Annotated in this window: 10 protein-coding genes; 2 read left to right on the top strand and 8 right to left on the bottom strand. The window is 52.6% G+C overall.

Annotated features, from left to right (window positions below; translation table 11 throughout):
• Nucleotides 1-16 precede the first annotated feature (16 nt).
• The 6 genes from M2277_RS08955 to M2277_RS08930 form a co-directional block, all read right to left on the bottom strand.
• Nucleotides 17-1,006: an ABC transporter permease gene (locus M2277_RS08955; protein ID WP_006207601.1), complete on the bottom strand. Its 990-nt coding sequence runs from the start codon at nucleotides 1,004-1,006 to the stop codon at nucleotides 17-19.
• Between the two features lie 136 nt (nucleotides 1,007-1,142).
• On the bottom strand, nucleotides 1,143-2,162 hold the full coding sequence (locus M2277_RS08950) for a LacI family DNA-binding transcriptional regulator (protein ID WP_006207600.1): 1,020 nt from the start codon (nucleotides 2,160-2,162) through the stop codon (nucleotides 1,143-1,145).
• Nucleotides 2,163-2,335: 173 nt separating this feature from the next.
• The gene (locus M2277_RS08945) at nucleotides 2,336-3,175 is read right to left on the bottom strand and encodes an aminoglycoside phosphotransferase family protein (RefSeq protein ID WP_280754612.1); all 840 of its coding nucleotides are present in this window, start codon (nucleotides 3,173-3,175) and stop codon (nucleotides 2,336-2,338) included.
• Entirely contained in the window at nucleotides 3,141-5,360 is a 2,220-nt protein-coding gene (locus tag M2277_RS08940) for a DEAD/DEAH box helicase (RefSeq protein ID WP_280754611.1), read from the bottom strand. The genes M2277_RS08945 and M2277_RS08940 overlap by 35 nt, the downstream gene beginning before the upstream one ends.
• Complete coding sequence (locus M2277_RS08935; RefSeq protein WP_006207597.1) at nucleotides 5,357-6,694, bottom strand: ATP-binding protein; 1,338 nt, start codon at nucleotides 6,692-6,694, stop codon at nucleotides 5,357-5,359. Before M2277_RS08935 ends, M2277_RS08940 begins: the two co-directional genes overlap by 4 nt.
• Before the next feature lie 52 nt (nucleotides 6,695-6,746).
• Nucleotides 6,747-8,753 (bottom strand): TerB N-terminal domain-containing protein, encoded by a 2,007-nt coding sequence (locus M2277_RS08930; protein ID WP_280754610.1) that lies wholly within the window; start codon nucleotides 8,751-8,753, stop codon nucleotides 6,747-6,749.
• 138 nt (nucleotides 8,754-8,891) lie between these two features.
• On the opposite strand from M2277_RS08930, the gene M2277_RS08925 reads away from it, so the two are divergent.
• Nucleotides 8,892-9,554, top strand: a complete 663-nt coding sequence (locus M2277_RS08925) for a M50 family metallopeptidase (protein ID WP_006207595.1) — start codon at nucleotides 8,892-8,894, stop codon at nucleotides 9,552-9,554.
• Between the two features lie 326 nt (nucleotides 9,555-9,880).
• Here M2277_RS08925 and M2277_RS31640 read toward each other — a convergent pair whose 3' ends face one another.
• The gene (locus tag M2277_RS31640) at nucleotides 9,881-9,964 is read right to left on the bottom strand and encodes a putative holin-like toxin (RefSeq protein ID WP_220687457.1); all 84 of its coding nucleotides are present in this window, start codon (nucleotides 9,962-9,964) and stop codon (nucleotides 9,881-9,883) included.
• A 343-nt stretch (nucleotides 9,965-10,307) separates the two neighbouring features.
• Nucleotides 10,308-13,088 carry a glycoside hydrolase family 2 protein gene (locus tag M2277_RS08915; RefSeq protein ID WP_280754609.1) on the bottom strand — a complete coding sequence of 927 codons (2,781 nt, stop codon included), beginning with the start codon at nucleotides 13,086-13,088 and terminating at the stop codon, nucleotides 10,308-10,310.
• A gap of 147 nt (nucleotides 13,089-13,235) precedes the next feature.
• Here M2277_RS08915 and M2277_RS08910 point away from each other — a divergent pair, with 147 nt between their 5' ends.
• On the top strand, nucleotides 13,236-14,168 hold the full coding sequence (locus M2277_RS08910) for an ArsR/SmtB family transcription factor (RefSeq protein WP_006207593.1): 933 nt from the start codon (nucleotides 13,236-13,238) through the stop codon (nucleotides 14,166-14,168).
• Nucleotides 14,169-14,291: the final 123 nt, after the last annotated feature.

Here is a 14,291-nt window from a genome sequence, read left to right as displayed (position 1 = left end):
CCTCCTTCTGCATGACCTATAGAACGGATTGATTATCATTCAATTTACTGGTCACCTTATTAGCCGTAACGAGCAGAATGACAGATATGATGGATACACCCAAACCAACGGCGGTGGCATAAGAGAAATCGCCTTGTGTCATACCCATCCGGTATACGTACGAGTTAATGACTTCGGCCTTTTCCCGGTTCTGCGAATTCATGAGTACCAGGGTTTGATCCAGATTCGATCCCAATAAACCGCTTACAGTAAGGATTAAATTCAAGCTGATGATCATCTTCATGTTCGGCAGGGTGATGTTCCAGATTTGTCTTAGCCGACTGGCCCCATCAATCTTGGCAGCCTCGTAATAGGTAGGATCAATCTTGGCCATGATCGCCAAGTACAGAATCGTTCCCCACCCGGCTTCCTTCCATATATCCGATAACGTTGCGATCCACCAATACTTGCTCGGGTCGAGCAGAATATTTTGCGGCTGCGAGATTAACCCGAGACTCAACAAAATTTCGTTGAATAGTCCGGATGTCGAGAACCAGGTAATGAGCATGCCGCCCAATACGATCCAGGACAAGAAGTGAGGCAGATAGGAGATCGTTTGGACGAATTTCTTGAATCGCCCCATGCCCACCTCGTAAATCATAATGGCCAGAATAATCGGAATGACAAAACCGATCGCCAGCTTCAGGAAGCTGATGCCCAGCGTATTGACCACGGAGTCCCAAAAATACTTATCCGATAAAATAATTTTGAAATTATCGAAGCCAACCCATGGAGCAGAATCCAGCGTATCGATCACGGTGTAATTTTTAAAAGCAATTGTCAAACCGTAAATCGGAATGTAGCAAAAAATAAACATAAAAATAACGCCGGGAATAATCATCGACTGAAGCTCCCATTGCCGCCTGAAATCAATGAAGAATTCCTTGATCCTCTGCCCCATCGGCTTCTTCCCGGTTGGCTGAACCGTACCCGTGCCAGTTGACTGAACTGCAGCTGTTTTGCTCACCTGCTTAGCCTCCTTTGATCATAAAATCGATAAGATAATCAGCGCTAATAAAAACGTTTTTATTTTTGGCGAAAAAACCACCATGACATGATGATCATTTTTAAAAAAACAGATACAAAAAATTCCGTTTCTTCACTTAAACCGATTCGTTCCGATTCATCTTCACGTGACTGGAACCGCGAACGACCAGTTCCCCTGGCAGTTTCTGAATCTTGCCCTTCTCTTTCTTCTGAATCATGCGAACCAGATGATCCACGACCAGAATGCCTTGTCTGGCAATCTGATTGCGTACGGTCGAGAGAGGCGGGGTAAAATACTGCGCGATATCGATATCATCAAAGCCCACAACGCTGATATCCTGCGGAACCTCGTAACCAAGGGACTTCAGCGCCTTGATGCAGCCAATGGCACTCACGTCGTTACCGGCAAGGAAAGCATCCGGCACTTTGCCGGGATGGAGATGAAGAAGCGATTTTACAGCAGAATAGGAGCCTTCCTCCTCAAAATAACCTTGCAGTATGTAGTCGCCATCGATCGGGAACTGGCACTCTCGCAGTGCAGCCAAATATCCCTCTTTCCGCTGAACGCTGTCAAACATCGTATCCACGCCGGAAATATACGCAATTTTCTTATGACCCAGGCTGATCAGGTATTTGGTTGCCTCATAACCGGCTACGTAAGAGTCGAATATGATGCTGCCCATCGTCTCGTTCTGAACCTCACGGTCCAGGAATACAGCCTTGATCTTGTCTTTCTCCATGGCGGCGATGTCTTTATCGTCGATCTTCAGCTCTTCAAAGATAATGACGCCATCCACTCGGCCGCCCATTATATTGCTCATAATGACCTGCTTATCCTTCGTAACAAACACGTTCAATCCATAACCCAGACGGTCACATTCACGTGACATCGACTCAACCAGTGTGTAGAAGTAAGGCCCTGACACGCTTGTTGTAAAGAAGCCCAGCATATTGGTCTTCCCCGACTTCAACAGCTTCCCGTTCAGGTTGGGTACATAGTTTAATCGCTCCGCCACCTTCAGCACATGTGATTTGGTCTCCGGGTTCAATACATCTACATCATTCAAAGCATTTGAAACCGTTGAAATAGAGACTCCGGCTTCTCTTGCCACATCCTTAATCGTTACCTTACCCATATAACTATTCTTCCTTTGCAATAAAAACGTTTTTATGTACATAAGTTACCATACAAGCGCTTACAATTCAATGCTTTTTTTCAAGGCGTTACAAATATTTTTTTCGATTATACTTAACAACCCTTGGGGAGATAGGATATGAAAAAAACAGGCACTCTTCAAAGCGGTACCCTTCATCGGTACCACTCTTCAAAGTGTGCCTGCAGGAATTGAATCTCTTTTTCGTAATGAGCCACATGCCCTTCATCGATCATTTTCTGGTAAGCCTTGTTGCCTTGTGCCGCACCGGTTGTAAGTGTATCGCATAATGCCTTAATGCGTCTTATAATCCACTCTTTCATGTTGGGAGGCGGAGCTATACCATAAGACTTAAAGAACAGCGATATTCTGTGAGTACGATCCGCAGCATGTAATTCCGATCGATAAGGTATCGATGTCCCTGTAGTGTAATTTATTGCAAAGCTTGCTAGCGGGACTGAAGTGTACAGCATATAAACCATGTCCCAGATTCGTGGGCCTTGTGCAGCCAGATCAAAATCGATCAGCGCTACCGGAACCTCGTCTCTAAACACGATATTGTACAAAGCGGCATCATTGTGACAGATCACTTCATCGTCCCATTCCCCCGAAGCCTGAGGGTTATGTTCAGACTCCGTTTGGATTGAAGTAGTTGCAAAGCCTTGTACGGCGTCATGATAACGCCGTAACAACGCTGCACTCTGGATAAGGGCATGGTCCGACCATATATAGGGTTTTAAATCAGGATATTGGTTTCCCGGTACCTCTCCAGGAATAAAGGACAAGATCTCGCGACCGCTATGATCAATACCTATAAACTTGGGAGCGCCATCAAAGCCCTGCTTATCCAAATGTCGAAGCAAATCATGGACGAAAGAACTCCAATTTGTAGTACGGTGAACGTTATTTCCGATACGTACGACTTCGTTAACATTGCCACCGGGAAGTACTTCCTCCTTGTCACACATCCATAGCTCCCCTTCCCGCTGCTCCATGTGCCATCCCCAGTACCTCAGCCAGTCCCTCCAGATCCAGTCCGTCGGCGGCAAAAGCGGTGCGGACAAGCTTCGGCGGAACAAACTCGTCATATTTGCCGAGATACGGCGCCTCATCCGGATCGAGAAGCGCTCCGGCATCCTCGCAATCCGTCAGCTCCTTGCGGATTTCCTCCATCAGCGTCTCGTTATCCACCTTGCCCGCGACAACCATGTAATACGGCTCCATCGGCACGATGGAGCGAAGGGCCAGCCGCTCCGACAGATTATGCTTCAGCAATCGCTCCAGCGTCCGGAACTGCTTGCTCCCTGCCCAAGGCAGAATGAACAGGGAATCGCCTCCCGCCGGAATGACCACCTGCTTCAGCAGTCCGCTCTCCCGGGCAAGCCGGCGAGCCCGCTCCAGGCGGTTTACCGCACCCGGTGCCAGGTACGGATAGATGGTGCTGTCCTCCAGCACCTCCCGCATCTTCTGCACCACACGGGTATGCACATCGCCGCCTGCGCCAAGCCACAAGGTATCAACCTTGCCCTTGGCCGACTTCACGTACAGTGCCTTATGCTTCGTGTCGACTTCCTCCACCTTCCACAGCATGCCTGCCAGCGAGAAGCAGTAGCCGGGCGGGGGTACGGTCGTAATCGATCCGATTTCTTCCGACCCGTTATAGACGACATGCTCTTCATCGTCTTTAAACACCGCATAGAAGCGGTAGTTGTTGACGATTTTCTCTCCGCCAAGGCCGATGATCAGGCTGCCTTCTTCCGTACGCTGGATGTGGTCCGTCTGGATCAAATACTGCAAGAACTCCTTGTATTCCTCCGGCTCGATGCCGCGGAAGGCAGGGAGCGTCAGCACCGCTCGCGCCAGATCCGGCGGCTCGGCCTCGCCCATGCTCTTAAGCATGCTCATCGTCTGATGGTAGAGCACGCCCACCGGTTTCTTCCGCAGGGCGAGCGGTTCAACCCACTTCTCGCGAATATACAGCTCAATGACGGCAATGGCCCGGAGCAGCATCCATGGCATGCGTGCCGGCAGCTGTGCTTCTTCGTCCTCGTCCTCCGGACAGAGGAACATCATCTCGGAGGCCTGATCCCCGCGCCGGCCGGAGCGGCCGAGCCGCTGAACGAAGCTTGAGCAGCTGTACGGCGCGCCCAGCTGGATGACCCGCTCCAGCTCGCCGAGATCGATGCCGAGCTCGAGCGTCAGGGTGGCCGCGGCAACCGCAGGCCCCGGGCCTTCGCGGAGCGCGGCCTCGGCTTCCTCGCGCAGCATGGCCGAGATGCTTCCATGGTGCACATGGAAGACATCCCGCTGCTCGCGCTTGGCCGCAATCCGCCGCAGCTCGAGCGTGGTCAGCTCGGCATCCGAGCGGCTGTTCGTGAAGACCAGCGCTTTTTTCAGGTGGGTGTTGTCGTACACGAAGTCGTAATAGGCTTTGCGTGCAAGCTCCAGCTGCTCCGCCTGCTTCTCATCCCGCGCATCCGGGAATGAGAAATGCTCGACAGACAGCCGCAGCTTGCGTCCTCCTTGCGGCGAAACGACCTCGACCGCATTCTTCGTGCCTGCGCCCAGCCAGGCGGCTGCGGTCTCATAATCACTGAGCGTTGCCGACAGCCCGATGCGGCGAGGCGAGCAGGAAGCCATCCGCTCGATACGGGTCAGCTGACTCAGCACCTGAATGCCCCGATCGGCACCCATGAAAGCGTGCACCTCATCAATGATGGCGTACCGCAAATCCTGGAACAGCGCCGGGATGGCATTCGGCCGGTTCATAAGCAGTCCCTCAAGCGATTCCGGCGTAATCTGCAGTACGCCGCAAGGCTTCTGCATCAGCTTGGTTTTCTCAGCTTGGGACACATCACCATGCCAATGCCACACCGGCACCTGACCTTCCTTCAACAAATCGGTGATGCGTTCAAACTGGTCGTTAATCAGGGCCTTCAGCGGCCCGATATACAGAATTCCTACCGAGCTGGAAGGCTCATTGTACAGCTCCGTCAGCGCCGGGAAGAACGCGGCCTCGGTCTTGCCCGATGCGGTACCGGAAGCAATCAGCAGATGGTTCGGCGTATCGAACAGGACGCGGCAGGCTTCCACCTGCGCCTCGCGGAGCGTGTCCCATCTTTTTTTATAAATAAACTCCTGAATGAACGGAGCCAGTCTGGTAAAAGGGTTCACACTCATAATTCGAACTCCGCCAGCAGATCGTCCAAATCGTCCGAAGCCGCTTCATTATTCCTCTTGCCTTGCGGCTGCGCCGCGGCGCGTTCTCCCAGGAGCTCCTCGAAGACGGCCTCCGGATGCTGATGCAGTGTATGCAGCAGATCCATAAAGTCCCGCACCACCTCGCGGGTGGTAAGCAGCTCCTCAGCCCCCAGCCGGTTCACGGCTATCTGCATGAAGGCGATCAGCTGCTCATCCGTCAACTGCGGCTCATACTTGAAGTGCAGGGCGTGAATGTCCCGCAGCTTTTGCAGCAGAATGAGAATTTCCTCGTACGACAGCATGTCCAGCTTCAGGATGGGCGAGGTGTAGGTTTTCAGCGAACCGCTGCCGTAGCGCCCGTCGATCAGGCGGGAGCGCAGCGCATCATAACTGAACAGCCCCCGGCGCTCATCCTCGACAAACTGCGGCGTTCCGCCCATATAGATGCCCAAATGCTCCGCCTTGCCCTGCATGGTGTCGTTGAACATGGTCAGCAGCTTCTCGTAGTTGCTCTGGCGGGATACACTATTGGTAATTTTGTAGAGGTTAACCCCTTCATCAATAAACAACAGCAGTCCCTTGTAACCGATGGCCGCCGTAAATTCGGACCACAGCTTCATGTAGTCATACCAATTGTCGTCATCGATAATGACCCCCACGCCGAGGTCCTTGCGTGCTTCTGTCTTCGTTGGCACTTCTCCGCGGAGCCAGCGCAGCGCTGCCCCCTTGCGGTCATCGTCGCCCAGTTTATAGCCGTTCCAGTAAGCAGCCAGCACCTTTGCAAAATCAAACCCATGCACCAGGTTCTGCATGCCGTTAGTCACCGCATAAATCTGCAGCTCCACGCTTTCGTTCAGGGCAGGGTCGTCCGGGCGCATGCCCGTTTCCTGCATGATATCCTGCTGGATCGCGGCGATCCATTTCTGCAAAATGGCTTCCAGCGCACCGCCGTCCGGCCTGGTTCTCGTGGACAGATGGGTCATCAGCTCCCGGTACGTGGCAAGCCCCTGCCCCTTCGTACCCACCAGCCGCCGCTCCGGCGACAGGTCCGCATCCGCCACTACAAAATCGCGATCCATCGCGTAGTTGCGGATAATCTGCAGCAGGAAGCTTTTGCCGCTTCCGTAGCGGCCCGTAATCAGGCGGAAGGCAGCCCCGCCCTCGGCGATATTATCCATATCGAGCAGGATAGACTCCACCTCCGGCTTCCGTCCAACGGCAATAAATTCCAGCCCCACCCGCGGCACAACGCCTGCGGTTAGAGAGTTTACAAGGGCCGTTGTGAGCCGTTTGGGGATTTTCAGTTCAGTCATGGTTCCACCTCTCTCAAGCAGCTTACAAACATAACAATTTCAATCCGTTCGTTTACACGGACTTCAACGTTTCCAGCATCTCTATATAATCATCCGCAATGGTCTCCCCATCAATCAGAAGGTCCCCGATGGTATCCATTGCGGCATCATTGATCTCATCGAGCAATAGCGCCGGCATGGAGCCGGCTTTCTCCGCAATCCGCTGCAGCCCCGGACGATTCGAACCCTCCTTGAGGGCATGGAGAACTTCCAGGTGGATGGGACTCAGACGCTCTGCGAGCTCCTGCCATTCCTCATCCTCGACCTCCCATTGCCACGACTGCTCTTCTACTGCAAGCATCCCTGTAGGCATTCCGGTGTGCATGTCATTCTCTACGGGGTGCGGGTCCATACCATGGATAACTCCAGCTTCAGAAGAATGCTCTTCTCGTGAACCCATGGATTGCATCAAGCTATCATCAGCGCTCCCTGACGACTCCATATAGCAGCCTTCAGCTGCTCCTAATTGGGACTCTGCTTCTGGTTGCTTCGCTTCTAGCGTATTTACGGAACTAGCGATGTCATCTGCATCATCCGATTGTTCCCGCATCTCGATGGAATCGAGCTCATAAGGATCTGCATCAAAATCCATCACGGCCTGGAACACGTCCGGTTTCATAGGCGCGGATCTGGTGGCGGATCGGCTCCTGGAAGGCGTTTCGGTCTTAGCGCTATCTTTTGTAATAGAGCCTGCGTCGTCCAAAGGTACTCTTGGCGCTCGCGTCAGCTCGCGCTGAAACACTTCAGCCTGCTGCTGCCCGGCTTCCTCCGTAAGCAGCATGTCGCGGACCTGGTCCGACTCCCGCTGTAACCGGCGCAGCTTCCCTGTGTCGATCTGAACCTCAGGCAGGCTCTGCTTGCGCTCGGCCTCCATCTGCTCCTGAATCTCTTTTTTCAAGTAACGGGTGATGATCTCTTCCACTTCGGGCTCAACCACATCCGCGCCGCGCAGCCTTCCCTTGAAGCCTCTCAGTTCTCGCAGCTTATTCTCGGTCAAGCGGACCAGCCCGGTTATATAGGAACGCAAAGGAGCGTACTCGCTTAACGACACCACCGTCAGCACGACGGTGCGCCCGTATAACCCGTGATCGTACACCGCGCTGCGGAATAAATGCCGCTTTACCTGCCGGGGCCGTGGCTGAAAGCGGTCGATGAAGCGCTGACCCTTCATTTTTGCCAAATAGCTGTCCACGAGCGCAATCACCTTCGGGGCGTACCGTTCCAAGTCCTTGCGGCCATTCTCCTGGTAAAAACGGCTCTTCTCCACGTCATAATCCAGCAGTTCCAGCAGCAGATCCCATGTCAGCTCCACCGGCTGGAGGGAGAACCGGCGCTTCCATTCCTTCTCTTTCAGCTCAGCGGATAAAACGCGTGGAAAGCGCTGGTACGTCTCCCGGATCGGCATATCCAGGCCATGCACGATCATAAAATCATATAACCACTCCCGCAGGTACGTATCCAGTTTGGCATAACGCTTGCGGTATGCGGTCCACGTCTGCTCCATCCATTCGTACCCTTGGAGGGGATCACTCCAGCCTACGCCATGGATCAGCTCATAAAAATACACAAATAAATAGGATAAGTCCGTATCCGGGTACCGCCCGGACCTGACTTCCTCCCGCCAGTAGAAATACCATGTGAACTGGTCGCTAGTCATTTGGTCGTAGGTCGGCCAATAGCTTTTGAAGGCAACAAAAGGAGTCTCCTCCTCCACATGCCATGCGAGCTCCCTTGCCTTCTGCACGAATTGCTGCTCCTTGGTCACGTATCGGAAATCCTCGCCCCAGTTCATATCGAGCGACTGCTGCGGCTTCACAATCAAGGGCTTCTTCGTTGGGACAGCAGGGTCAACTGTTTCCTGCACCTGATTCAGCGTATCCGGGCGCTTGTCCGGGATTGAAACATCCTGCTCATCACCGGCCAGTTCGAATTCGGCAAAACGAATCCCCTGGTCGTTCACGTGCGTAGTATGTCTTATTGAATTTATGTGATTGTCGTTGTTAGGCTTATCATTTTTCATCAAACATGAACCTCCGTCACAACTTCAATTATACCATTTAACCGAAAGGGTCTACCCGATTTTCACATGTTTCTCATCTGTATTATAATGGACGGAATGATAGTCTAGCGAATGACTTTACGCTGAAAGGACCTTCGAATGAATAAATGGCTAAAAGCACTCTTGTTTCTAGTGGGCGCAGCTTTTCTGACGAGACTGATCCCCTTCTCCTCCTGGTTCCGTATCCTGGATACGATGATCCACGAGCTGGGGCATGCCGTGATGACCCTTATTATGTCAGGGCGGGTACTTAGCATTGAGCTGAACCCCGATCATAGCGGCGTTACCTATTCCATGCTGGCTTCAGGCGGGTGGAGCCCGATTGTCGTCTCGCTTGCAGGCTATATGTCCGCATCCCTGTTCGCCATTCTAATGTTCTACGGCTACGCCAAGAAAAAACAGGCCGCCGGCCTGATCACCATTACCGTGCTTGCCCTCATCATGATTATTTTCTTCGTTCGCACCGGCTACGGATTATGGTGGCTGATTATTTTTATGATCGTGAATCTGATCTTTTATTTTCTCGGCGAGAAGATCCGCAATTTCTATTACCTGCTGCTCGCCTTTCTCGTACTCGAAGAATCCGTGGTCGGTCCGCTCACCCTCTTGACCATGGCGCTGACCCAGCCCAATCAAGCAGGCGACGCCTCCAACCTGGCTAACTTGACCGTGCTCCCGGCCTTCGTCTGGGCGCTGCTGTTTCTGCTGTTCTCCCTGTGGTGCGCAAAGGTGGCGCTGCAGCTGTTCTGGAAGAAGCGGTGAGGGTGAAGGAAGGTATATAGATTAAGCCAGCGTTATCCAACATGTGGATGGCACTGGCTTTTTTTATAGCGACTTTTTACTCATATGGATCTAAGGGTCACAATTCACTGCGCTTTGGAAGAGGATTAACTCCCTCATCATGGAACTTGTATAAATCAAAATAAACAAATAAAACCTATAAAAGCGTTATAAAATGAGCTATACTGAGGTAAGAATAAGTAAGGAGTCGTGCTGCGAACACGACTCCAGAGTACAATAACTGCATAAAGAGCAGTCGGCCACGAAAGACAGGTCGAAAAATAGACCGTTACCTTAGGCAGGGCGGTCTATTTCTTTTTCATGTAGGTGAGCAATGCCAGAATGAACATGCCGAACATGAACATTAAGGAAAGTGCATCTTTGACCTCCATGGGCATCACCTCCCTTCTGGGAGATTAGCCGACCGCCCTTATAAGCCGTATATTGTACTAGAAAATTATAACATAACGAAGACGATCTAATACGAAAACAAGCATAAAATACGATAAAAGAGTAATGAAAAAAGACTATATAAGGAAGTATATACCAATCACCTAAACCATTCTTAGGACATAGAACTCCATAAAAAATGGGCAACCCAGCAAGTAGTTCCACTACTGGCAGGTTGCCTATTTTCTATTTATACTTCACACGAATTAATTATCGCAATCTCTGACATAATCCAATTAAGTGCCTGAAAACTGAGTGACATCCTTCATCCTTCAACTACCACTCTCACCGACACCGCACCAACAAATCGATCGGATAGCGGCCTGCATTCCGTCCATACAGACTGATGCCGCCTTCTTCGGCTCGCAGCTCCAGTCGGAAGCTGCGCTTGCGGTCAAGCTTCGCCGAAAGTCTGCCCGGCACCTGCGCCTGGCACAGGTAGCCGTACGAACCGGCCTCTTCCAAGAGGTTATGAACCGGCTGATAGTGCCACGACAGAACGCCTCGGCAATCGGCAGGATCATCCGCGAGCACAGCCTCGCCGATTTTGACATCGTCTACCCAAACAGATACACGCGATTCATGCAGCTCTTCATCCGTCATATAGTAAGTGCTCGGGTTATACTCTACGTCCGCCGATGCCCCGTGCATGAAGTCGATGCCGTGGCTGCGATGCCGCGCACCCTCGATATTTCGTGCCAGCAATCGCTTGGCGCCAGCCTCAAAGAAAATCTCGATATCGCGGATCAGCGGCTGTTCCTCACGGTCCGGCAGCTGCACGTCATAGACGAATCGTCCCTCTCCGCCGCCGTTCACTTTGGCTCCTTGAAGCGCCTCCCACATATAGGAGAAGCTTTGCTCACGGAATGTGTTGACCGGAATGCGTACCGTTCTGGCTTCCGCTCCACCATTGCACTGCTCCTCTCCGCCGCGCACGTCAAACGTCGTGAAGTTGCGCGTCACGACTCCGTTCGCACCATTCAGGAGACGAATGCCGAGTATCGCAACCGCATCGGTCTCCGGCATGCGAAGCTGCAGTTCGGTCAGCGGCGCCACACCGTAACCGTCCCATGCGACCTCCAGGGATCCTTGATCAGCCACGACCTTCGTACCCAACTGGTCATAGGATAATTCCCAGGCAAGGATAAGCTTCTGTCCATGATATTGATCGGAATAACTGGAACGCTGCAGCGGTATGGATACTGCGTCTCCTTGCTCCAGCGTCTGACAAGGCGGTGCGTCAATCACAACGAAATCCGGCGTGTGCAGGTCGGCTATCGTCATACCTGGCACAAAGTCCTCGTATCCGAATTTTTTATCCGTACCATCAAGACGATAATAGCCGTTGAACTCGTTCGTGACATCACGGAATTCCGTAAATACAAAGCCGCACAGTTTATCATGGCGCCGGAATTCGTTGAGCATGTAACGGTAATGCCATGCCAGATCACTGTCCCCGGCTCCTCCGTCAATTCCCCACACATTACCACATTCGCTGTTCATGAGCGGAGCGTCACCCTGCTGATTGCCGCCGATATAGTTATGCTCGGAACCCGGATGCGTCTTCTGAACAATCTCCTCGATATGATTCCGCAGCGGTTCATACCCGTTGATGTAAAAATGCCAGGTGTTAATATCCGTTTCCACATGATCATAAGCGCAAGGCGAATTGTCTTCAACGATCCGGGTCGGATCTAGCTCCTTGGCCCATCTGTACTTCTCCCGCACCCATTCCTGCGTCTCCGGGAGATAATATCGATGCTGTCCTTCTCCCCCGGTCAGGCCGGCGGATTCGCTGTCCGTGCGCAGCCCCCAAGTTTCGTTAAACATCACCCAGGAAAAAATAGACGGATGATTCCGGTCCCGCTCTATAATTTCAAGCGCCTCGCTCTCGTAGGCTGAGCGTGCTGTCTCATCCGGGTTGCCCCAAAAACACGGCATATCCTCCATCACCAGAATGCCGAGTTTATCCGCCCAATACAGCTTGCGGGGCTCCTCCGGCTTAATATGAATCCGCACGAAGTTCAGTCCAAGCCGCTTCATGAGATAGATCTCGTCCTGCATCTCCGTATCCGTCGGGTAGGTGAAGAACCCGGTCTGATGATAGGACTGGTCCAGCGTTCCGTTTAAATATACCGGCTTCCCGTTCAATGTGATCCAGCGGTACTCCCGACCGTCGAACTTCGCCGTCCCGATCTCGCGTATCCCAAAGTAAGTATGCACGACATCATCACCGGCGGAACCCGACAGAGTCAGCTGCCCTTCATACAGGTGCGGCGTTTCAGGACTCCACAGCTGCGGATCGTTAACCTGGAACACGGTAGTGCACTCATTAACCCCTTCTGCCAGCTCCCACTCCACCTGATGAGTAATGGAACCTTCTTCAAAAGAAAGATGAAGTGTCGCCGTGCCTGCTTCATGCGCCTGAATCCTGGATTTCAGTTCGACCTGACCATCGAGGGAAGTTATGAAGGTTGCTTGCTCCATGTAGGTTTGCGGCCGGGCCTCCAGCCAAACCGGCTGCCATATTCCCCGGATCTCCCCATATCCCTGCTTCCCGCGGGCCTGATAGTTATGATCATAGTCCTCTGCACGGACCACGAGAATATTGTCTTGTTCCGCATTCCAAACCGTAGTCACATCAAACTCAAATGTTCCGTACCCGCCTTGATGCGAGCCGACATGCTTGCCGTTAACCCATACATCGCACAGATAATCCACGGCGCCGAACCGCAGGAAGATTCGAGACTGCTTCTCGGCCGGCCCCCACTTCACGGAACGTCGGTACCAGCCGACACCCTTTACATCACGCTCAACACCGGACAATGGGCTTACCCAGGAGAACGGCACCGTAATCTCGGAATCAAAACACCGTGCATCGCCCGCTTGCAAGGAAATGTATTCATCCTCGCCAGCATGCTGCTGAGTATCATCGGATCCTTCTGTTTCCAGCTGGAACGACCACTGACCGTTCAGATTTAACCAATCTCTCCGCTCATAATCGGGCCTCGGGTACTCCGGGCGTGGAATTTCCGTACGGATGGGCGTTGCTACAGGAGACTTCATGAAGCGAACACAACCTTTCCTTTTTCTAAATTTGCCCCTATTCTAGCACCTGTATATAATAATTGCAATGTACATTATATTTTTACAATATATCGAATTTAGTGTACACTTGGAGTCACTATATCTCTTCAGTAAAGGAAGGGGATTATGAACGAATCGAAGCTGGAAACCAACCGTTATCCGGCATCCCGGATCGTGGAAGTAGCCAAAGCCTTATCCAGTGATGTCCGTGTGCGCATTCTTGAAGCGCTTGGCGATAAACCGATGAGTGTCGGTCAATTGGCCGAAGCGCTTGGGATTGCGCAGCCTACGGTATCCATTAATGTCCAGATGCTGGAGCAGGCGGACCTGATCGTCTCTTCGCAAGGTGCCAACCGGGAAAAAATCTGCGCCGTTACCTGCCGCTCCATTTTTCTCGAACTGCCCGCAAAGCCGGGCGAGGGGCTGCAGCGCACGGAAGAGATTCACATGCCGATCGGCATGTTCTCCCACTGCTCGATCGAGCCTACCTGCGGCATGGCGGCTCGGGATGGCTCTCTGATCGGATCGCCTGACGATCCGCGCGCCTTTTACATGCCGGAACGAACAGAGGCCGCGCTGCTCTGGTTCTCGGGATCCGGATATATCGAATATTATTTTGCCAATCCCATGCCGCCCGGAGCCGCTCTCGATGAACTGCGCATCCGTGCGGAGCTCAGCTCCGAAGCGCCTTCCTTCCAGCAGGATTGGCCATCCGATATAACCGTCAGCATTAACGATCTCCCTGTAGGCACCTGGAGAAGCCCTGGCGATTTTGGTGATCGCAAAGGGAAACTCACGCCGGATAAATGGAGAAGCGGCAGTGAATACGGCATGCTGACGGAATGGCGCGTAACCGCAACAGGCAGCCAAGTCGACGGTCAAGCGGTAGGCGCGACCACCATAGATTCGCTGGGACTCGCCTTCAACCGGCCGATTCGCGTCCGCTTTGAGGTGAAGGAAGACGCCGAATACCCGAACGGCCTGAATCTGTACGGTTCGGGTTTTGGGGATCATCCGCAGGATATCACCCTGTCTTTTGTGCGGTATACGGAGGCCTGACAGTTGATGCTGCCGGAAAAACTAACGTGAAGCACATCTGCGGTATGGATGACCTTGTAGTGACAGGTCTCGTTCCGGGGCTCTACCAACACGGAGCATCCCGCAGCCAAGATGATGCAAAAA

The sequence above is a fragment of the Paenibacillus sp. LBL genome, assembly GCF_029893715.1.
GTDB classification, from domain to species: Bacteria; Bacillota; Bacilli; order Paenibacillales; family Paenibacillaceae; genus Paenibacillus_AQ; species Paenibacillus_AQ glucanolyticus.
Note: the sequence above shows the minus strand (reverse complement) of the source record. Positions and strands in the feature narration are given on the sequence as shown.